This is a genomic window from Methylobacterium sp. JK268 (assembly GCF_054052225.1).
This window is the reverse complement of sequence record NZ_JBSVZN010000016.1, coordinates 120,763-140,182: the sequence shown is the minus strand read 5'-3', so window position 1 is coordinate 140,182 and position 19,420 is coordinate 120,763. Positions and strand designations below refer to the sequence as shown.

Sequence of the window (19,420 nt, the reverse complement as noted above, 5' to 3'; positions counted from 1 at the left end):
CCTCCGCGGTGAAGCCACGCCCGGAGATCCTGCACGCCCGGCCGCCTGGGCCGGAACGGCAAGGACGAGCCCCACAGCAACCGTCAGTCGCGGCCGTTCGCGGCGTCGGGCCCGTCCGGCCGACGCGCTCTCAGACCAGGTAGTAGAGCGTGCCGGAACCCGGCGACCTAACCCGGCCCGCCTCCAGGGCAGCGCAGGTCTGGCGCACCGCCTTGAGGGTCGCCGAGTCGCGCTCGTCCTCCTCCGGGAAGATGCGCTCGTCCGGAAACCACGCGGTCACGCCAAGGCGCCGGATCAGCGCCAGAAGGTCCGGCTGGGCGCCGGCGAGCCGCACGGTCACGCCGGCCTGCGCGGCGTCGCGCAGGAACTGCTCGAGGACGTCGAGGCAGACCACGTCCGGATGGCGGGCGCGCTTGAGGCGTACCACCACGTGGCCGATGCCCTCGGCCCGCGCGCGGTTCAGGACCCAGCCCAGGGCCTGCTCCAGGTCCGGCGCGGCGCCGAAGAACAATTCGCCCTCGAGGTCCAGCACGATCAGGCCGCGGGCCGGGGCGTCGCCGTTCACGCGCTCGCGCACCACGCCCTCGTCGGTGACGATCAGCTCGGACACCTTCAGTTTGGCCGCGCGGGGCACGAAGAGCAGGATCGACAGCGCCACGCCGACGAGGATCGAGAACTCGACCCCGAGGAGGAGCGCGGAGCCCGCCGTCGCGGCAACGAGGCCGGCATCGTAGCCCGAGCCGCGGATCGCGCGGGCGAGCCGCTTCACGTCGATGAGGCGAGCGGCCGTCACGAAGAGCAGGCCCGCCAGCGCCGCCTTGGGGATGAACTGGGTGAGGGGCGCGAAGGCGAGCAGCGCGACCGCCACGGCAAGCGCGACCACCACACCGGAGAAGCGCGTGCGCGCCCCGGCCTGGTAGTTGATCGCCGAGCGGGAGAGCGAGCCCGAGCCCGGCAGGCACTGGAAGAAGCCGCCCACGAGGTTGGCCGCCCCTTCGGCCATGCATTGCCGGTTGTAGTCGAGGGGCTGGCGCGTCTCGTGTGCGATCGACTTGGCGATGGCGAGCGCCTCCAGGAGGCCCATGAACGCGATGGCGAGCGCGCTGCCGCCGAGGTCGGAAAGCCAGGAGAGCCGGATCTCGGCGACGTGGAAGCTCGGCAGGCTTGCCGGCACCACCCCGGCGACCCCGACCGCCGTCCGGCCGTCAGGCCCCACGGCCGTCCAGCCGGCGAGGAAGGCGAGGAGCGCCACCACGGTGAGCGCGGCCAGCATGTCGAGCTGCGGCAGGCGGTAGCGGCGCACGATGCGCCGGAACAGCACCGCCAGGACCACCGCCCCGAGGCTGAGCGTGAGGGCCTTGCCGCTGATCGGTCCACCCTCCGTGACGGTGAGCCAGAGGCGCACCAGCACGCCCTGGTCGCCGTGGCCGCGGCTCTTGAGGCCGAGCGCATTGCCGATCTGGCTGACGGCGAGCAGCACGGAGGCTCCGGCCATGAAGCCGAGGATGACTGATTCCGATATGTAGCGGGTGAGGTCGCCGAGGCGGAAGACCGCGATCAGAATCTGGATCGCGCCGACCATCGTGCCGAGCAGGAACATCGCCTCCGCGGCCTGGCCCCGCGCGTCCGGGTCGAAATGGCCGAGGGCCGAGAAGACGAGGAGCGAGATCGCGCTCGTGGGCCCGTTGATGAGGTGCGAGGAGGAGCCGAGTAGCGAGGCGATCAGCGTGACCACGATGGCCGAGTAGAGCCCGTAGCGCGGATCGACCCCGGCGAGGAGCGCGTAGGCCATGCCCTGCGGCAGGGAGATCGCCGCCACCGTCAGCCCGGCGACGAGGTCGCGGCGGAGGGCGTCGGAGGAGGGGCGCCAGGCGGCGAGCCGCGCGAGGGCGACGGAGGCCGGAAGCGGGGTGGCGCTCATGGATGGCCGATGGTCCTCATTGCGTCGGCGCCCGGCGAACGGTGTCGAGAATGCCGTTCTCGCCGAAGAAGCGCTGCTGGGCAGCGGCCCAGTCGGGTGCGAGCGCGGTGACCGGGAACAGCGTGAGCGGCGGCAGGCGGTCCGCATGGCGGGCGAGCACCTCGGCGTTCGACGGCCGGTAGCCCAGGCGGGCGATGGTCTCCTGCGCGGCCGGCGCGAACAGGTGGGCCAGGAAGCTTTTCGCCTCGGCCTCCACCCCGTGCCGGCGCGCGTTGGCCTCCACCACGGCGACGCTGGGCTCGGCCAGGATGCTCACCGGCGGGTAGACGATCTCCAGGGCGCCCCTCGCGGCGGCGACTTCGCGGAGTGCCTCGTTCTCCCAGGTCAGGTGGACGTCGCCGACGCGCTCGACCGCGAAGGCGTCGGCGGCCCCGCGAGCGCCGGAGGCGAGGCCCGTAACGTGGCCGTAGAGCGCGTCCAGGAACGCCTTGGCGGCGGCCTCGTCGCCGCCGCGCGTGACCACGGAGCCCCAGGCCGCGAGGGCGCTGAGCTTGCCGTTCCCGGAGGTCTTCGGGTCGGGCGTCACCACCTCGACGCCGTCGCGCACGAGATCGGGCCAGTCGCGCACGCCCTTCGGATTGCCCGCCCGCACCACGAAGACGATGGTCGAGGTGTAGGGCACGGCGTGGTTCGGGTAGCGTGCGCGCCAGTCCGGGGCGACGAGGCCGCGCTTGGCCAGCCCGTCGATGTCGGAGGGCAGCCCGAGCGTGACGACGTCCGCCTCCTGCTCGCCCGCGATGACTGACCTCGCCTGCCCGGAGGAGCCGCCATGCGACTGCTTCACCCGGACCGTCCGGCCAGCGTCCCGGGCGTAGGCCGCCGAGAAGGCAGGGTTGAGCGCCGCGTAGAGTTCCCGGGTCGGGTCGTACGAGACGTTCAGGATCGCGGTCCCGCCCGCATCCGGCAGGTTACGGCCGAGGATCAGGAGGCCCGCGAGCGCGATCGCGCCGAGGGCCGCGACGTTCCCGATCAGGGCGCGGCTCATGCGAGAGATCCTCCGGCGCGACGCGTGCCGGGGCGTGCGTGAGCCGCGACCGGTCGCGACGGTGGGCATCGTGACATGAGGAACCCGTGGCGGGCAGCGCTCCGGAACGGATGCCGCCGATAATCTGGGTAATATCTCCTATTTTGCTTGTCAATTCAAGGATGTTAAGCAGAAAATAACACTCTTAAGCTGCCATATATTGTAACTATATTCTCCTTTGTGGGCGCGCGGCACGACAGAATTCCGCACTCGCCGCGAATGCGCGGCCAGACGACATCCGGACCTGGTCGGTGCCCGTATCCGTCGCAGGACCGCGGCGCTGCCGACGGCCCCAGGGAGAGGCTCGGCGCCGAAGCGCCGCCGCGAGGGCCCGGGTCTGCGGCCTCGCTCGCCTCCCCCTCCCGCATCGGCAGCCTCGCCACGGCCGCGAGGAGGCGCCGGGTGACGGGATGCTGCGGGGCCTCGAAGACCGCGTCCGCCGGGCCGGTCTCGACGATCCGACCCTCCGCCATCACGGCGACGCGGTCTTCGAGGCCACGCACGCCGAAACCGTCAAATCCTCTGTGCTGAGCCACTAAGTCTGACGGTCCTTCGACGCTTCGGGTCGGCTCTTCTCCGACGGCTTCACGGTCGATCGGATCACGATGAACTTGTTGAGAACGTCGAACCAGAACGGAGCCCCCAGCGTCACGGCGAGCGCCGTCGCCAGCCAGCCGAGCAGCATCTGGCCGACATGCCAGATGCACGGGTCGGCTGGGCTTCCGCACCCGGCGAGTTGCGGCGGCCACCACCCCATCAGGGCCCCGGTGGCCTCCAGTTCGGTCCTCAGCGCACCGAACCGTTCCGGGAGGCTCGCCGCCTCCCCGTCCCGCGGCGCGGCCGATCGCGCGACGATGGTGCCGGCCTGCGCCACGACGGCCTGGCGGTAAGCCTTGTCGGTGCTGAGCCGCCCGGCCACCCACACGGTGTCGATGTTGAACATCGCCGCCGTGAGCAGCCCGAGCCCGAACAGGATCAGCTGGGTGCGGCGCTTGTACCAGCCGGACACCCGGTCCATGGACGCGTTGTACCACGCCTCCAGGTTCTTCCTGACCTCGCCGACATCTTTCTCGACCCCATCGAGCGCCGTCCGGAGCAGGGGCTTGATCGGAGACGTGTCGTCCATCTTCGAGACGGTGAGCCGGAGAGCGTCCACCGTGAGCGGCGGCGGAGGCTCGCCGTCCCGGTCCTCCGGCCGGACCGCCAGGTCGAGGACGGCGGCGGCGAAATTGCGCGACGGGATATAGGCCGGCAAGTTCTGTCGCCGCCACACGTCGGTTGCAGTGTGCTTCAAATCTTCCATGATCCCGGAGCCTCTGTCTCCAGGTGCGACGTATTTTCCGTTGAACAGAGAATATATCAACGTATGATTGTAGAAAGTTTTGAGAAATTGATTCGTTGTGCCATTCCCAAAAATCTCCCTCAATCCGCGTTCAAGATCTCCGGCACGAGATTTGAGCGCAGCTTCAATCATCTCTCGCAGAGCAGAACACAGAAGACTCACAAGCAGAAACATAAGAGTGAGCCCGATTCCGACTTCCAGGACGTCAGACCCCATCATCGCTGCGTCCCTTCCCGATTTCGACATGCTGGATCGGAGTGTAGGGCCGACTCCATCTGGGAGTCTACATGATAGGGAGTGGCGGCTGCGACGGGGTCCGGGCCGGCTGGACCCCGCCGGCGCCGAGGCTGCAGCGCGTCTCAAGACTTCGTTAACCCTGGTATTGCCCTATTCGCGTGCTTGGATGACGGCTCACGGAGGCCCCCGATGACGCTACGCGCGCGCGCCACGGCCGCGACCCTGCTCTGCCTCGGCGGCTTCGCGCTGCCTGCAGGCGCGCGGGCGAATTTCCGCTCGTGCCTCGCCGGGCTCGGGCAGGAGGCCGCGTCCAAGGGGATCTCGCCGGCCGCCTTCCAGGCCGCCACCGCCGGGATCAGCTACGACGACAAGGTGATCGAACTCTCGCAGGCCCAGCCCGAGTTCAAGACGCCGATCTGGGACTACATGGCGGCGCTCGTCGACGACGAGCGGGTCGAGGACGGGCGCGCGGCCATGCGCCAGCACGCCGCCGCCCTGGCGGAGGCCGAGGCGCGCTTCCACGTCGACCGCTACACGGTCGCGGCGGTCTGGGGCGTCGAATCGAATTTCGGCAAGAACCTCGGCAAGATGCCGCTGGTGCAGTCGCTCGCCACCCTCGCCTGCTCCTCCAACCGCCGCGCCGGCTACTTCCGCGGCGAGCTGATGGCGACGCTCAAGATCATCGACCACGGCGACATCGCGCCGGAGCGCCTGACCGGCTCCTGGGCCGGCGCCTTCGGCCAGACTCAGTTCATGCCCTCCACCTACCAGCGCCTGGCCGTCGATCTCGACGGGGACGGGCGGCGCGACGTGGTCGATACGGTCGCCGACGCGGTCGGCTCGACGGCGAATTTCCTGCGCGCCGCCAAGTGGCAGAACGGCCTTCCCTGGGGCTACGAGGTGCGGCTGCCGGCCGGGTTCAACCTCGCGGCGGCGGGGCGCAAGGCCAAGCGCCCGGTCGCCCACTGGGCGAGCCTCGGCGTGACCCGGATCGACGGGCGGCCGCTCAGCGGCGAGGGGCCGGTCGGCATCATCGCGCCGGCGGGCGTGGAGGGTCCGGCCTTCCTGGTGACCCGGAACTTCGACGCGATCTACTCCTACAACGCCGCCGAGTCCTACGGGCTGGCGATCGCCGTCCTCTCCGACCGCCTGCGCGGGCGGACCGGGATCCAGGCGGCGTGGCCGACCGACGACCCTCCCCTCTCCCGGGCCGACCGGCGGGCGCTGCAGAGCGCGCTGTCCCAGCGCGGCTACGACGTCGGCGAGCCGGACGGCCGCGTCGGCGCCAAGACTCGCGACGCCATCAAGGATATCGAGCGCCAGCTCGGATGGCCGCAGACAGGCCGGCCCGGCGCTAAGGTGCTGGAAGCGCTCCGGCGCGGGTGACCCGGTCCTTCGCCGCCGGAGCGGGGCCCGCCGGGTCGGGCCCGGCCTCCTCGGGGCAGAGGGCGTCGTCGGACGGACGCGTCTTCCGGATCAGCGCGCGCGCCTCGGCCGGCGTCAGAGGACGGCCGAGCAGGAAGCCCTGCACCTCCGTGCATTCCCGCTCGCGCAGGTAGGCGAGCTGCTCGTCCCGCTCGATCCCCTCGGCCGTGACGGTGAGGCCGAGGGCGCGGCCGAGATTGATGATCGCGTTCAGGATGGCGCCGGGCGCCGCGTCCGGCGCCGCGGGATCGAACCGCCCGATGAAGGTCCGGTCGATCTTGATCTTGTCGATCGGGAAGGCACCCAGGTAGCTGAGGCTGGAATAGCCGCTGCCGAAATCGTCGAGGGCGACGCGGACGCCGAGGGCCTTCCAGCGGTCGAGTTCCGCCCGGGTGCGGTCCTCGCCGACCAGCAGCACCGACTCGGTGATCTCCAGTTCCAGCCGCTGCGGCGCGAGGCCGGTGCGCAGAAGCGTTTCTTCCAGGATCGGCGCGAACCCGCCGCCGCGCACCTGCAGCGGGGAGACGTTGACGGCGATCCGCAGGTCCTCCGGCCAGTCGCGTGCCTCGGCGCAGGCGGTGCGCAGCACGTAGCTGCCCAGGGCTTCGACGAGGCCATGTTCTTCGAGGACCGGGATGAACACGTCGGGCGGGATCGTCCCCTTCCGGGGATGGTTCCAGCGCGCCAGTGCCTCGAAACCGACCAGCCGCCCGTCCCGCGTGGCGAATTGCGGCTGGTAGTGCAGCGTAAACCCGCCCGTCCGCAGGGCCGCGCGCAGATCCTCGACCAGGGCGAGCCGCTCGACCATGGCGCGCCGCTGATCGGGATGGGAGAAGCGATAGCTGCCGCCCGCCCGGGACTTCGCTTCACCCATCGCGAGGTCCGCGTCGCTCATCAGCACGCCGAGATCGAGGTCGGGCCCGGTGTTCATCGCGATGCCGACGCTCGCGCCGACGCGGATCACCCGATCGCCGATCGTCATCGGCGGGGCGGCTGCCGCGATGATGCGCTCGGCGAGACCCGCCAACTCGGCGGGATGGATCTTCCGCTCGACCAGCACCACGAACTCGTCGCTGCTCAGCCGCAGCAGGGCGTCGCTCTCCGGCAGCGCACGCGCGAGGCGACGGGCGGTCTCCGCCAGCACCTCGTCCCCGCAATCGTGCCCGAACGTGTCGTTCACGGCCCTGAGGCCGTCGATGCCGATGACGAGGACGGCGACCCCGGCGGTGCGGTCCGCAGCCCGCCGCCGACGCAGCACCGCCTCCCGCTCACGCAGAAAGGCCCGGTTGTAGAGCCCGGTCAGCGGATCGCGGAACGCCAGGGCGTGGAGTTCGGTCTCGCGCTCGCGCAGCCTCGCCTCGGTCTGCGCCTGTTCGGTGATGTCGGTGCGCCGCGACAGCGTCGCGCCCGTGCGGGAGCGGGTCCGCGTGTAGATGTAGGTTCGGCCGTCGATCCGCTGGATCTCGCGCTGCCGCCCGACCAGGGCCCGCGAGAGGCGGGCGCGCTCGGCCAGAAACGCGTCGGGGTCGCCGCGCGCGAGCGGGTCGTCGATGATCCCGGCCGCCAGGTCCATCCGGTAGAGGTCGAGATGCGACCGGCCGCGCAGTGCGGCCCGGTCCGGATAATGCGGGAAGATCCGGTGATAGGCCTCGTTGGTGAAGACGATGTCCTCGTTCTCGTCGTAGAAGGCCAAGGCCTCCTCGCTCTCCTCCATCGCCTCGATGACCAGCTGGGACAATCGCCGCTGGTGAAGGCCGGCGAGGGCTCCGGAGGCGAGCCGCGCGAGCACCGCGCAGCGGGCCATGTCGGTCCGGGTGAGCCGCTCGCCCGTCAGCACGAGCCCGCCGAGGAGATGGCCCTCCCAGGTCAGCCGCTGGCGTAGGACGTGGACGCCGCCCTCCGGGCGATCGAGGATGGCGTCGTCCTGCGACTCGTCGACGAGCCACGCCTCAATGGCCGATCGTACCGGAGCGCCGCGCAACGCGCCGCTTTCCAGGACGTGGCGGATCCGGCGCCCGTCCAGGGCGACCGAGAAGCCGTCGACGGTGATCGTCCTCGCGCGCCGCCGCTGGATCTCGCTCAGGATTGTGAAGAAATCCGTCTCGCTCGTCGCCTGATAGAGGCGAACGGCGAGGTCGATCGCGGCGGACGACGCAGGCGCTTCGAGCCATTTCCAGATCATATAGGACACCCTGCCCGTCGCGCGCCCGTGCGACCACCACCCTGGCCGAAGTCCGTAAACAAACGATCGCTTCCTGACAAATCTGACGCAGCTAAATCGGTTATTTTTTGGGTGAATATTGTGTTGATAGAGTTGATTTTTTGCCGATTTCCCTTCGGAAAGGAGCGCCGCATTGCACGGCAGTTGCGCAGCCCGCGGTGCGCCCGCGTCCGGGGATCGCGGTCCCGAGAGCAGGTCCCGCTAAGACGAGTCCCGGTCCAGCGTCGGCCATGCGGAAAGACGAGGGGCCTGCAACCGGCGTCGCGTGTCAGATCAGACGGGTTGTTTTCGATCGCAGAGCCCGATCGCGCTGCAATCATGCTTGCTCTCGATTTTCATTCCGCCGCATCGTCTGCGCTGGACCGGCATTCCGGTGGGCGGAAGTCGCTCTACGGGCAGATTGGCACCAGCCTCTTGCGTCCGGCGAGCAGACCGAGCGCGACCGCCGCCAGTCCGATGCCGAGATAAAGCAGGGCCGGCAGCCCCCAGCCTCCGCCGGCCTCGTGCGCGAGGCCGATCAGGAACGGGCCGAGGGAGGCGAGAGTGTAGCCGATCCCCTGCGCCATCGCCGAGAGGTCGCCGGCCGTCCGCGAGTCGGGGGAGCGCAGCACGATCAGCGTCAGGGCGAGCCCGAAGCAGCCGCCGAGCCCGAGCCCGAGGACGAGGGCGAAGGGCCAGAGCAGGACGAGCGGTCCGACGAGGAGGCCGCAGAAGCCGCAGACCGCCGAGCCCGCCACCAGCAGCACCCAGGCCCGCTGATCCCGCGACCGCGCGGCGAGCGGCGGAATCACGAGGGCGAGGACCGTCTGCGCCATGGCCGAGAGCGACGCGACGAGCCCAGCCGCGAGCGGGTCCAGGCCGCGATCGCCGAGGGCGGCGGGAAGCCATCCGAACACGATGTAGGCAAGCGAGGACTGGACGCCCATGAAGCCGGTGACCTGCCACGCGAGCGGGTTCCGCCACAGGGGTGAGGCACGCCGACCGCCGCCGGAGGTTGGGGCGCGGGGCGCCGCGAGGGCCAGGGGGAGCCAGGCCAGGGCGGCGGCGAGGGCCGGGAGGGCCCAGACCATCATCGGTCCGCGCCAGGCGGAGCCGAGCACCTGCCCGGCGGGCACCGTCAGCCCCGCCCCGGCGGAGGCGCCGAGGCAGAGCGTGGCGGTGTAGAGGCCCGTCATGAGGCCGGGGCGGTCGGGAAAGTCCCGCTTGACGATCGCCGGGAGGATGACGTTGACGACGCCGATGCCGCCGGCCGCGACCAGGGATCCGGCGAAGAGGGCTTCCAGACCGCCGAGGCCGCGCAGGACCAGCCCCGCCGCGGTCACGAGGAGGGCGAGGAGCGCCGTCGTGTCGGGCCCGAGCCGCCGGCCCAGGAGCGGGGCGAGCCGGCCGAACACGCCGAGGCACAGCACGGGCAGCGTGATGAGCGCCCCGGCGAGCGCCGCGCCCATGCCGGTCTCCTCGCGGATCCGGGACAGGAGCGGGCCGACGCTGGAGAGGGCGGGCCGCAGGTTGAAGGCGATCAGCATCAGCCCGAAGGCGACGACGAGCGGGTGACGCAGGCCCGAGCCCCGGGCGGCGCGCGCCTCCTGGCCGATGGCCGGCCTCTCCTCCTCGATCGTCCGCACCCCCTGCCCTCCTGGTCCGTCCTCTGACACCGCGGAGAGGCACCTAGCCCATTTCGGCGGCACGAGAAGGTGCGGCGACGCCGGGCAGGGCCGCGCTCGGTCCTCGCGTATGCTTGGCGGCGACCGCTCCGGCCACGATCGCCGATGCGGCGGCCGGTGCCGGAGCGAGGATCCGGCGGCCCACGGCCTCGCGACGCTGGCACGCGGTCGTGGCTCGGAGGAGGCACCCTCGGTCGGCGGTGCGCGGCTCCCGCCTCAGCCGCTCGCCGCCAGCGCCGACGCCACGCGGCGCGCGAAGGCGACCGGGTCGCGAGGCGGGTCGCCGCCCTGGACGTGGGCGAGGTCGAGGAGCGTCTGCGCGGCCTCTCCCACGTCCTCTCCGGCCCTCGCGCGCTCGGCGATCCGGTGCACCAGGGGGTGGCGGGGATTCAGCTCCAGCACCGGCAGGCCGGCCCCGAAGCCGCGGCCGGCGCGGCGCAGCAGGCGCTGCATCTGCAGGTCCGGCCCGCCCTGGGAAGCCGAGAGCAGCACCGCGCTCTCGACGAGCCGCTGGCTCGCCCGCACGTCCGCGACGTCGTCCTTCAGGGCCTCCTTGAGCTTCGGCAGCAGGTCGCCGAGATCCGCCGCCTCCCCGGCCGCCTCGCCCTCGGGCGCGAAGGCCGAGAGGTCGTCGGCGCTCTGGGTGATGCTGCGGATCGGCTTGCCGTCGAATTTGTCGAGGCGCTCCGGCCAGAAGGCGTCGACGTGGTCGGAAAGCAGCAGCACCTCGATCCCGCGCGCCCGGAAGCCCTCGATCTGCGCCGACTTCGCCAGGGCCGCCGCGTCGTCGCCGACCAGGACGTAGATCGCCTCCTGGTTCGGCTTCATGCGCGAGACGTAGTCGGCGAAGGACGTCCAGCCCTCCACGGCCGAGGAGCGGAAGCGCAGCAGGGCCGCGATGTCGTCGCGGTGCTCGGCATCCTCCCAGATGCCCTCCTTCAGCACCGGACCGAAGGCCTGCCAGAAGGTGGCGTAGCTCTCCGCGTCCTTGGCGCGGGACTTCAGCTCCGCCATCACCTTGCCGGTCACCGCGCGGCGGATGCGGGCGAGGACCGGCGTCGCCTGCAGCATCTCGCGCGAGACGTTGAGCGGCAGGTCCTCGGTGTCGACGACGCCCTGCACGAAGCGCAGCCAGGACGGCAGCAGCCCGGCCTCGTCGGTGATGAACATGCGGCGGACATGCAGCCGCACCTTGCTCTCGCGCTCCTCCTCGACGGCGAGGAACGGCTTCATGCCGGGGATGAACAGCAGCGCCGAGAATTCGAGGGCGCCCTCGGCCCGCCAGTGCAGCGTCGCCCAGGGCTGGTCGAAGTTGTGGGTAAGGTGCCGGTAGAACTCCGTGTAGGCATCCTCGGTGATCTCGGATTTCGGCTTGCGCCACAGGGCGGTGCCGGCATTGCCCGCGACCTCCTCGCCGTCGCGCAGCAGCGTGATCGGGACGGTGATGTGGTCGGCCCATTTGCGCACGATGGTTTCCAGGCGCAGGGGCTCCAGATACTCGTCCGCGTCGGACTTGATGTGGAGCACCACGTCGGTGCCCGGCTCTTCGCGGGTCGCGGGCGCCAGCGTGTACTCGCCCTGCCCCTCCGAGGCCCAGGTCCAGGCCTCGTCGCTGCCCGCCTTGCGGGAAGTGACCTCGACCCGGTCCGCCACCATGAAGGCCGAGTAGAAGCCGACGCCGAACTGGCCGATCAGGCTCGGGCGCTCGTCGGGCTTGGCATCGGCGAGGGACTGGCTGAAGGCGCGGGTGCCGGAGCGCGCGATGGTGCCGAGATTCTGCGCCAGCTCCTCCTTGCTCATGCCGATGCCGGGATCGGAGATGGCGAGGGTGCGGGCCTCCTTGTCGGGCCGGATCCGCACCTTCACCTCCGCCGGCAGGGAGAGCGCCGGATCGGTGAGCGCCCCGAAGCGGCGCCGGTCGACGGCGTCGGCGGCGTTGGCGACGAGTTCGCGCAGGAAGATCTCGCGCTCGGAGTAGAGCGCGTGGACGACGAGATCCAGGAGGCGCCCGACCTCGGCCCCGAAGGCATGCCGTTCCAGAGTCTCGCTCACGACTGACTGGCTCCCCTTAAGTCCAGGTGACGGCGGCCATATGCGAAGTCCGGCCGCGCTTTTCAACCGGCGTCCGGGTGGGTCCGGTCAGGCCCCGAAACCCGCCGTCTCGACCGCGTCCCGCGCCTCCCGCGGGATCGCGGCGCGCCGGGCCAGCATGTCCCGCAATTGCAGGTAGATCATCGCGGTCATCAGCGCGTCGTTGAAGGCGTCGTGCTGGGGCAGGGACGGTAGCCCGAGATCGGCCAGGATGCGGTCGAAGCGCAGGTCGATCTTCACGTAGTCGGGGGCGCCGCCGTATTTCGCGGCGTGGTACAGGGTGGAGACGTCGATCAGCCGATTGGGCAACCGCACGCCGAGCCGGCGCCGCACCGACCGGTCGATCATCCGCACGTCGAAGGCCGTGTAGTAGCCGACGATCGGGCGGCTGCCGATGAAGTGCAGCAGGTCCGGCAGCACGGCGTCGATCGGGCGGCCCTCGCGCAGCTCCGCCTCCAGCAGGCCGTGGACCTTGATCGCCGCCGGAGACGAGGGTCTGCGGCTGCGGACGGTCGTGCGGAAACGCTCGCTCGTCAGGATCCGGTCGCCGCGGATGCGGATCGCCGCCACCGCCACGATCTCGTCCCGGCGCGGATCGAGCCCGGTGGTCTCGCAATCGAGGGCCACCGCCTCCTCCGCGGGCGGCGGCGCGAACAGGAAGGCGTAATCCTCGTCCCGCAGCCGGAGCCGGTCGATGCGGCGGCGCAATCCGGTCCACATGGTCAGAACTGCCCGAGCCCGTAGCGGACGTGGATCACCTCGCGGAAGCGGCGCACGATCCGCAGCGCCTCGCGCAGCAGGTCCCGCTCCAGGGTCGGCATCGCGTCCGCGTCGAGGACGACCGGGCCGGAGGCGGCGCCGCGATGCGACGCGGCGAGCTGGCGGTCCAGGCGCAGCGCCATGAAGGCCCGCAGCGCGCTCGCGAGGTCGCGCCCCAGGCTGTCCTCCATCAGGCCGCGCTCGGTGAGCGCGCGGATGCGCTCCACCGTCCCGGTCTCGCTGAGCCCCGCCTCGATCGCCAGCACCCGGACGCCGTGCACGAGGGGAAACAGGCCGGCCCGCTTGAGGTCGAGGTCGTGCCGGCGCAGGCCGATCCGGGCGAAGACCGCGTCGAACAGGCCGCCATTTCCCGAATCGCCCGCGATGTCGATGAGGTGCGCGATCTGCGCGAGCATCCGGGTCTCGCCCCGCACCACGTCGGCGAGCACGGCCCGCGCCCGTTGCAGGGGGCGCGGATCGCCCGCGACCGCGACGGCATCGGCGAAGATCGCGAGGTTCATGGCCGCGTCGGGATCCCCCGCCAGCGCCCAGCGGCCGAGCTGGCGGGCGAAGCTGTCGACGGGCTGCGACCAGAGGGGATTGCGCACCATGATCTCCCCCGGGCAGGGCGGGAAGCCGAGGTCTTCGAGCGCCCCCGAGAAGGCGATGCGGAAGGCCGAGAGCTCGCCCTCCGGCACCTGTGCGGCGAGCAGGAGCGCGTTGTCCTGATCGCTGCGGAAGACCTGCTCGCCGCGGCCCTCCGAGCCCATCAGGACGAGGCAGCCGGCCGCACGGATCGAGGCCGGCGCGAGGAGCGCGAAGAGCTTGGCGTAGAGCCGCCGGTTGAGATCGGAGGTGACCTGCGCGATCGCGTCGACCCGGACCCCCTGGCGGTGGAGCTGCTCGGCCTGGACGGCGATGTCGCGGGCCGGCTCGCGCAGATCCGCGACGCTCCCCGCCCGGTCGATGCGGCTCGGCACCAGCTGGGCGTTGCCCGCGAAGGCTCCGAGAAGGTCGAGGTCGCGCAGCCAGCCGCGGAAGCTCCCGCCCTCGCGCACGGCGATGCGGCGGTTGCCGTGGCGCGTCATGATCAGGAGCGCGTCGAGGAGCATCTGGTCCGCATCGACCGACGTCACCTCGAACCGGGCGAGGTCGCGCACGGGCGTGTCGAAGGGGCGCTTCTCGATCACCGCCGCCCGGGTGACCTTGTGGCCGGTGAGGAGGCCGGTGCGCCCGCCCTCCTCCACGAAGACCGCGTCGACATCGGCCTCGAGCATGCGCCGGGCCGCGTCCTCCAGCGTCGTGTCGCCGGTCAGGAACACCGCCGGGGCGTGGCGGGCGTCGCGGATGCGGGTGCGCAAGACCGCGCTCATCCCCGCCCGCGGCTGCCAGGCCGCGAGCGCATCGAGCTTGCGCGAGATCTCCGCGTAGAAGAAGGCCGCGAAGCCCGGATTGGCGTGGACGAGCCGCACGATCACCTCGCGCGGGATCAGGAAGCACAGGGTCTCCTGCGCGGCGACGAAGTCCTCGCCGGCCTCGCCATGCACCACCGCCCGGGCGTCGAAGGTGTCGCCCGCGCGCAGCAGAGCCTGGGGGGCGTCGCCGATCCGCGCCTCGACCGCGCCCTTGATCACCACGTGAAGCTGCTCCGCCGGCCGGCCGTGGGCGACGATGACGGTGCCGGGACGGAAGTAGCCGATATCGACGTGGCGGCGCAGGTCGTCGGCCTCCTCGGCGGTGAGGCGGTCGAAGGGCGGATTGAGGACGTCGAAGCTCTGCATGGCCGCGCGCGGTTGGCCGGCGAGCGTAGCGCGCGGCCGGCGCACCCGGAAGGTCGCGCGGAGAGTGTCCGTTTCGTCTCTTCCGTTGTCCGGACGATCGTCGCGTCAGCGGACGGAGATCCGGGAAAGGGGGGGTCGCAGGACCGGTTACCCCTCCGCGGTTCGCCGCAGGACGAGCAGGTTCGCCACCAGCACCTGCACGGGCTCACAATCCTGGTTGAGGGTGGTGGTGCGGACCTTGGCGAGCCCCTGCGTCGGGCGCGAGCGGGACGGGCGAAGCTCCAAGACCTCGCTCTCGAGCCGGATCGTGTCGCCCGGTCGCAGCGGGCGCGGCCAGCGCAGCTCGTCCATGCCCGCGCCGATGATGCCGCCCGCGAGCGGAAAGCTCTCGACCAAGAGCCGCATGGTGAGCGCCGCCGTGTGCCAGCCGCTCGCCGCGAGGCCCTGGAAGAACGAGGCCGCGGCCCGCGTCTCGTCGAGGTGGAAGGGCTGCGGGTCGTACTCGGCAGCGAAGCGCTTGATCGCCTCCTCCGTCACGGCGAGTTCGCCGGAGCGGTGGATCTGCCCGGGCTCCAGGTCGTCGAGGTACAGGAGGGTCATCGCGTCAGGCTCCGGAGCGGGCGGCCAGGGGGGGCGGTGGGAAGGGGCGCGGCGGGAACGGGGCGGGAGCGGAACCAGACCCCCGCCGCGACGGCCCCCGCGTTGATGAGGCCGAGCGCCACCAGTCCGAGGGCGAGCGCCAGGAAGATCCCGTCGAGCCCCACCCCGGCGCGCAGGGCGAGTGCGCCGCCGCCGATCGACACGACGAGGCGGGTGATGCCGGCGACGAGGGGCCAGCCGACCCGTCCGGCGCCCTGCGCGGCGAAGTAGAGCGAGAGGCCGAGCCCGGCGAAGCCGTAGAAGGGCCCGACCGCGGCGAGGTAGCGCGCCCCGGTCGCCAGCATGGCGGGATCGGTGACGAAGAAGCGCAGGTAGGCGCCGGGCCAGAGGGCCGCCGCGACGCCGATCGCCTCGGTGAGGCCGACCGCCAGCACCGCCCCGGTCCAGGCGACGCGCAGCGCCCGGGCCCGGTCGCCCGCCCCGATGCCGGTGCCGACCATGGCGGAGATCGGCGCGCCGAGGCCGAAGACCAGGGGGACCAGCAGGTATTCGAGCCGCGCGCCCGTGCCGTAGCCCGCCACCGCCGAGGGGCCGAAGCGGGCGGCGTAGGCGGTGGCGGTGGCGATCGTGATGTTGGTGGTGAGGCTGACGAGCGAGGAGGCGGCGCCGACCCTCAGGATCTCGCGCGCGGGAGCCCAGGCGATGGCCGGCGGGCGGGCGAGGCGGAGCACGCCGCGTCCCGAGCGGAGATGGGCCGCGAGGACGGCGCTGCCGACCGCGTAATAGGCGAGGATCGCCACCGCGCCCCCGACGATGCCGAGGCCGGGCAGCGGCCCGAGCCCGAAGATCAGCGCCGGCGACACCGGCACCAGGACGACCGCCCCGAGGCTGGTGACGGCGGCCGGCAGCGCCATGTTGCCGGTGCCGCGGATCACCGCCGCCAGCGCGTTGAACAGCCAGACCAGCACCGCCCCCGCGAACACGACGCCGCCATAGGCCGAGGCCGCCGTGAGGGTCGCGCCGTCCGCGCCCATTGCCCGGTACAGGGTCGGTCCGAAGCCCAGCGCCGCCGCGGTGGTGAGGAGCCCGAGGCCGAGGGCGATCGCGATCGCGTGCCACGCCACCCCCTCCGCCGCCTCCCGGCGCCCGGCCCCGAGGCTGCGCGCCACCGCCGACAGGATGCCGCCGCCGACCGCGCCGGCCGAGATCATCTGAACGGTCATCACCAGCGGGAAGACCAGCGCCATGCCGGCGAGGGCGTCGGTGCCGAGGCCGGCCACGAAGGCGGTCTCGATCAGACCGACGCTGGACTGGACCAGCATCACCACCACGTTCGGCACCGCCAGGCGCAGCAGCGTCGGCAGGATCGGGCCGTGGAGCAGGCGGCGCGTGCGGTCGTCCATGGGACCTCCCGATCGGGCCTCGACGGATCGGGGTCCGATCCGGCATCGTCACGTCTGGCCCCACGGGAAGATTGGTGGCATATGCCTGTATTCGTCAAGCGCGCTGTGAGGGACGAGCCATGCGGCCGGAGCGGGACGCGCCCGGGGCGGCGATGAGCGGAGGGCGGCGGGAGGATGGCCCGTGCAGCAACGCGTCCCTGCGCCGGGCGACGCGACGGCTCGGCCAGCTCTACGACGACGCGCTGGCGCCTTCCGGCCTGAAGGCGACCCAGTTCGGGCTGCTGGCGCAGCTGCGCAGCCTCGGCACGCCGACCATGAAGGCGCTGGCCGAGGCGATGGTGATGGACCTCTCGGCGCTCGGCCACACCCTGAAGCCGCTGGCCCGCGACGGGCTGGTGGCGCTGGAGGTCGACCCGGCCGACCGCCGCAGCCGGCGGGTGGTGATGACGCCGGAGGGCCGGGAGCGCTTCCGGGCAGCGGCGCGGCTGTGGCGGGAGGCGCAGGCGCGCTTCGAGCGGACCTTCGGGGCGGAGAAGGCGGCGCAGCTGCGGGCGCTGGCGGACGAGATCGCGGCGGTGGAGTTCGGGGCGGCGTTCGCGGCCGGCGAGGCGAAGGACCGGCCGGAAGCGGGGTGAGGATCACGGGCGAAACTCTGCCCGGTCGGAGGGGTGGCGCTCTTCACCGCGGCCCCGGTCTATCCTGCGGCGTGGTTCCCCTCCCCCCTCTGCGCGGCGCCCTCCCCCGCAGAGGGGGGAGGGTAAGGTGCCGACGCCGGCCCGCGCGACCGGATCAGCCGCGGCCGCCAGATCCCGAACACCACGTTGGCCGTGGCCACCACCAGCAGCACCCACAGCGTGCCCGTCTCGGCGCGCAGCGAGCCGGCGAGCGTGCCCGGGTCGACCTGCCCGAGGAGCGCCGCCGCGCTGCGCTCGGCCTCGCGCTGCATCGGGCCCTGCACGCCCACGAAGCCGTACTCGAACAGCAGGATGCCGCTGGCGAGCTTCGCCCAGGCCCAGCCGGCATTCTGGAAGACGGGGTTGAGCGCGATCGCCAGCAGCCCGGACACGAGCGTCAGGGCGAGCGAGGGCAGGACGATCCAGGTCGCCACGGCGGCGATGGCGCCGCGCATCAGGGCGTAGCCGGCGAGCGCGGAGGGCGAGGGCGTCAGTCCCAGCAGCACGACCAGGGAGGCCATCGCGCCCATCAGGCCGATCGCCCCCATCGTGTGGAGGAACTTCATCATCCGGCGCACGCATCGCCCTCCCGTCGGCGGAAGCTACGGGAGGCGCCGTGGCGGAGAAAGTCACATCTCGCTGAGTCGGCCCCGGGCGAGCCCCCTACCCCATCCCCAGCTTGGCCGCGAGGCCGATCCGCTGCAGCTTGCCGGTGGCCCCCTTGGGGATCTCGTCGAGGATCGTGATCCGGCTCGGCACCTTGAAGGCCGCCGCGCGGGCCGCCACGAAGGCCCGCAGCTCCTTGTCGTCGGCGGCGTGCCCCTCGCGCAGCACCACCGCGGCGCCGACCTCTTCCCCGAGCTTGTCGTGGGGCACCGCGAAGGTCACGCACTGCGCCACCGCCGGGTGATCCATCAGGATCTCGTCGACCTCGCGCGGCGAGATCTTCTCGCCGCCGCGGTTGATGATCTCCTTGAGCCGGCCCGTGATGGTGAGGTAGCCCTCCGCGTCCATCACCCCCTGGTCGCCGGTGCGGAAATAGCCGTGCCGGGTGAAGGCCTCGGCATTGGCGGTCGGGTTGTTCTCGTAGCCCGCCATCACGTTGTCGCCGCGGATGACGATCTCGCCGGTGGCCCCCGCCGGGACCGGCTCGCCCGCCTCGTCCACGACCCGGATCTCGGGCCCGGCCGGGAGCCCCACCGAGCCGGCCTTGCGGGCGCGGGGCGGCAGCGGGTTCGAGGCCATCTGGTGGGCGGCCTCGGTCATGCCGTAGGCCTCGACCAGCGGCGCGGAGAAGACCTCCTCCAGTTCGCGCAGCACCTGCGGCGGCATCGAGGACGAGGAGGAGCGCAGGAAGCGCAGGGGGTGTCGCGCGATGATCTCGCGGTTGCGGGCCGCCCGGCCGAGGATCGCCTGGTGCATCGTCGGCACGGCCGTGTACCAGGTCGGCGCGACCTCATCCATCCAGGCGAAGAACTTCAAGGCGTTGAAGCCCGGCGTGCAGGACACCGACCCGCCCGCCGAGAGCGGCGCCAGGATGCCGGCGATCAGCCCGTGGATGTGGAACAGCGGCATGATGTTGAGGCCGCGATCCGCCGCCGTGAAGGCGAGCGTCGTGCGGATGTTGCGCGCCGAGGCGGTGACGTTGCCCTGCGTCAGCGGCACGATCTTCGGGCGCGACGTGGTGCCCGAGGTGTGGAGCACCAGGGCCACGTCCTCCGGCTGGGCGGGCCCGCCCTCGGCGACGGGGGCCGCCGGCCCGGGAAACAGGAGCGTGAAGGACCCCGCCCCGGCCTCGGGCGTCTCGCGCAGGCGCACCACCGGCAAGCCGAGCCGCTCGGCCACCGCGACCGCCGGCGTGTCGCTGCCCGCGGCCGCGATCAGCAGCCGGGCCTTGAGGTCGGTGAGGTAGAACTCGAACTCCTCCGCCCGGTAGGCCGGGTTGAGCGGCGCCGCGGTCGCGCCCGCCGCGACGGCGATGAAGGACGCCGCCATGGCCGGGCCGTTGTCGAGCACGATGGCGACGCGGTCGCCGCGCCCGACCCCGTGGGCGTTGAGATCCGCCACGGTGCGGCCCATCAGGTCCCGCAGGGCGCCGAAGCTCAGGGGCCGGCCTCCCGGCGCGTCGAGGGCGGTCGCCGCCTCCGCGCCCGCCCGCATCAGGGCCTCGATCGTGCGGCCCGGTTCCTCGGCCATCCCGGCCTCTCCTCGTCTGAGC

13 protein-coding genes and 1 pseudogene are annotated in these 19,420 nt (G+C 72.0%); 2 read left to right on the top strand and 12 right to left on the bottom strand.

Translation table 11 applies throughout. The annotated features are described in order from the left end of the window. Positions 1-130 precede the first annotated feature (130 nt). The 3 genes from ACW9J6_RS19055 to ACW9J6_RS19045 all read right to left on the bottom strand — a co-directional run bounded on the left by ACW9J6_RS19055 (position 131) and on the right by ACW9J6_RS19045 (position 4,299). Positions 131-1,921 (bottom strand): SulP family inorganic anion transporter, encoded by a 1,791-nt coding sequence (locus ACW9J6_RS19055; protein ID WP_457118077.1) that lies wholly within the window; start codon positions 1,919-1,921, stop codon positions 131-133. 16 nt (positions 1,922-1,937) lie between these two features. Further along, positions 1,938-2,966, bottom strand: a complete 1,029-nt coding sequence (locus tag ACW9J6_RS19050) for a sulfate ABC transporter substrate-binding protein (RefSeq protein WP_457118076.1) — start codon at positions 2,964-2,966, stop codon at positions 1,938-1,940. Between the two features lie 574 nt (positions 2,967-3,540). Continuing rightward, a complete protein-coding gene (locus ACW9J6_RS19045) occupies positions 3,541-4,299 on the bottom strand; it encodes a hypothetical protein (protein WP_457118075.1) in 759 nt (252 codons plus the stop codon). A 474-nt stretch (positions 4,300-4,773) separates the two neighbouring features. Here ACW9J6_RS19045 and ACW9J6_RS19040 point away from each other — a divergent pair, with 474 nt between their 5' ends. Then, positions 4,774-5,970 (top strand): lytic murein transglycosylase, encoded by a 1,197-nt coding sequence (locus tag ACW9J6_RS19040; protein WP_457118074.1) that lies wholly within the window; start codon positions 4,774-4,776, stop codon positions 5,968-5,970. On the opposite strand, the gene ACW9J6_RS19035 is transcribed toward ACW9J6_RS19040, so the two are convergent. The 7 genes from ACW9J6_RS19035 to ACW9J6_RS19005 form a co-directional block, all read right to left on the bottom strand. Further along, positions 5,939-8,191 (bottom strand): putative bifunctional diguanylate cyclase/phosphodiesterase, encoded by a 2,253-nt coding sequence (locus ACW9J6_RS19035; protein ID WP_457118073.1) that lies wholly within the window; start codon positions 8,189-8,191, stop codon positions 5,939-5,941. The genes ACW9J6_RS19040 and ACW9J6_RS19035 overlap by 32 nt on opposite strands. Positions 8,192-8,619: 428 nt before the next feature. Continuing rightward, a complete protein-coding gene (locus tag ACW9J6_RS19030) occupies positions 8,620-9,855 on the bottom strand; it encodes an MFS transporter (RefSeq protein WP_457118072.1) in 1,236 nt (411 codons plus the stop codon). A 255-nt stretch (positions 9,856-10,110) separates the two neighbouring features. Beyond that, positions 10,111-11,946, bottom strand: coding sequence for a molecular chaperone HtpG (gene htpG, locus ACW9J6_RS19025; protein ID WP_457118071.1), 1,836 nt, complete (start codon positions 11,944-11,946; stop codon positions 10,111-10,113). A gap of 87 nt (positions 11,947-12,033) precedes the next feature. Beyond that, positions 12,034-12,705, bottom strand: a complete 672-nt coding sequence (locus tag ACW9J6_RS19020; RefSeq protein WP_457118070.1) for a 3'-5' exonuclease — start codon at positions 12,703-12,705, stop codon at positions 12,034-12,036. A 2-nt stretch (positions 12,706-12,707) separates the two neighbouring features. Further along, positions 12,708-14,525: a DUF294 nucleotidyltransferase-like domain-containing protein gene (locus tag ACW9J6_RS19015; RefSeq protein ID WP_457118069.1), complete on the bottom strand. Its 1,818-nt coding sequence runs from the start codon at positions 14,523-14,525 to the stop codon at positions 12,708-12,710. 147 nt (positions 14,526-14,672) lie between these two features. Beyond that, the gene (locus ACW9J6_RS19010) at positions 14,673-15,125 is read right to left on the bottom strand and encodes a MaoC family dehydratase (RefSeq protein ID WP_457118068.1); all 453 of its coding nucleotides are present in this window, start codon (positions 15,123-15,125) and stop codon (positions 14,673-14,675) included. Then, on the bottom strand, positions 15,122-16,528 hold the full coding sequence (locus tag ACW9J6_RS19005) for an MATE family efflux transporter (RefSeq protein ID WP_457118067.1): 1,407 nt from the start codon (positions 16,526-16,528) through the stop codon (positions 15,122-15,124). Before ACW9J6_RS19005 ends, ACW9J6_RS19010 begins: the two co-directional genes overlap by 4 nt. A gap of 119 nt (positions 16,529-16,647) precedes the next feature. On the opposite strand from ACW9J6_RS19005, the gene ACW9J6_RS19000 reads away from it, so the two are divergent. Next, the gene (locus tag ACW9J6_RS19000; protein WP_457118066.1) at positions 16,648-17,163 is read left to right on the top strand and encodes a MarR family winged helix-turn-helix transcriptional regulator; all 516 of its coding nucleotides are present in this window, start codon (positions 16,648-16,650) and stop codon (positions 17,161-17,163) included. A gap of 149 nt (positions 17,164-17,312) precedes the next feature. Here the strand turns inward: ACW9J6_RS19000 and ACW9J6_RS18995 are convergent. Both ACW9J6_RS18995 and ACW9J6_RS18990 read right to left on the bottom strand, forming a co-directional pair. After that, a pseudogene (locus ACW9J6_RS18995) lies at positions 17,313-17,780 on the bottom strand (hypothetical protein); the annotation flags it as partial. Positions 17,781-17,865: 85 nt separating this feature from the next. Further along, a complete protein-coding gene (locus ACW9J6_RS18990) occupies positions 17,866-19,398 on the bottom strand; it encodes an acyl--CoA ligase (protein WP_457118065.1) in 1,533 nt (510 codons plus the stop codon). Between the last annotated feature and the right edge of the window lie 22 nt (positions 19,399-19,420).

What these genes read in the sequence shown, in the direction of transcription:
- ACW9J6_RS19015 (WP_457118069.1), bottom strand. Translation starts at nt 14,525, where the DNA reads ATGCAGAGCTTCGACGTCCTCAATCCGCCCTTCGACCGCCTCACCGCC.
- ACW9J6_RS19050 (WP_457118076.1), bottom strand. Translation starts at nt 2,966, where the DNA reads ATGAGCCGCGCCCTGATCGGGAACGTCGCGGCCCTCGGCGCGATCGCG.
- ACW9J6_RS19000 (WP_457118066.1), top strand. Translation starts at nt 16,648, where the DNA reads ATGCGGCCGGAGCGGGACGCGCCCGGGGCGGCGATGAGCGGAGGGCGG.
- ACW9J6_RS19040 (WP_457118074.1), top strand. Translation starts at nt 4,774, where the DNA reads ATGACGCTACGCGCGCGCGCCACGGCCGCGACCCTGCTCTGCCTCGGC.
- ACW9J6_RS19005 (WP_457118067.1), bottom strand. Translation starts at nt 16,528, where the DNA reads ATGGACGACCGCACGCGCCGCCTGCTCCACGGCCCGATCCTGCCGACG.
- ACW9J6_RS19010 (WP_457118068.1), bottom strand. Translation starts at nt 15,125, where the DNA reads ATGACCCTCCTGTACCTCGACGACCTGGAGCCCGGGCAGATCCACCGC.
- ACW9J6_RS19020 (WP_457118070.1), bottom strand. Translation starts at nt 12,705, where the DNA reads ATGTGGACCGGATTGCGCCGCCGCATCGACCGGCTCCGGCTGCGGGAC.
- ACW9J6_RS19035 (WP_457118073.1), bottom strand. Translation starts at nt 8,191, where the DNA reads ATGATCTGGAAATGGCTCGAAGCGCCTGCGTCGTCCGCCGCGATCGAC.
- ACW9J6_RS18990 (WP_457118065.1), bottom strand. Translation starts at nt 19,398, where the DNA reads ATGGCCGAGGAACCGGGCCGCACGATCGAGGCCCTGATGCGGGCGGGC.
- ACW9J6_RS19055 (WP_457118077.1), bottom strand. Translation starts at nt 1,921, where the DNA reads ATGAGCGCCACCCCGCTTCCGGCCTCCGTCGCCCTCGCGCGGCTCGCC.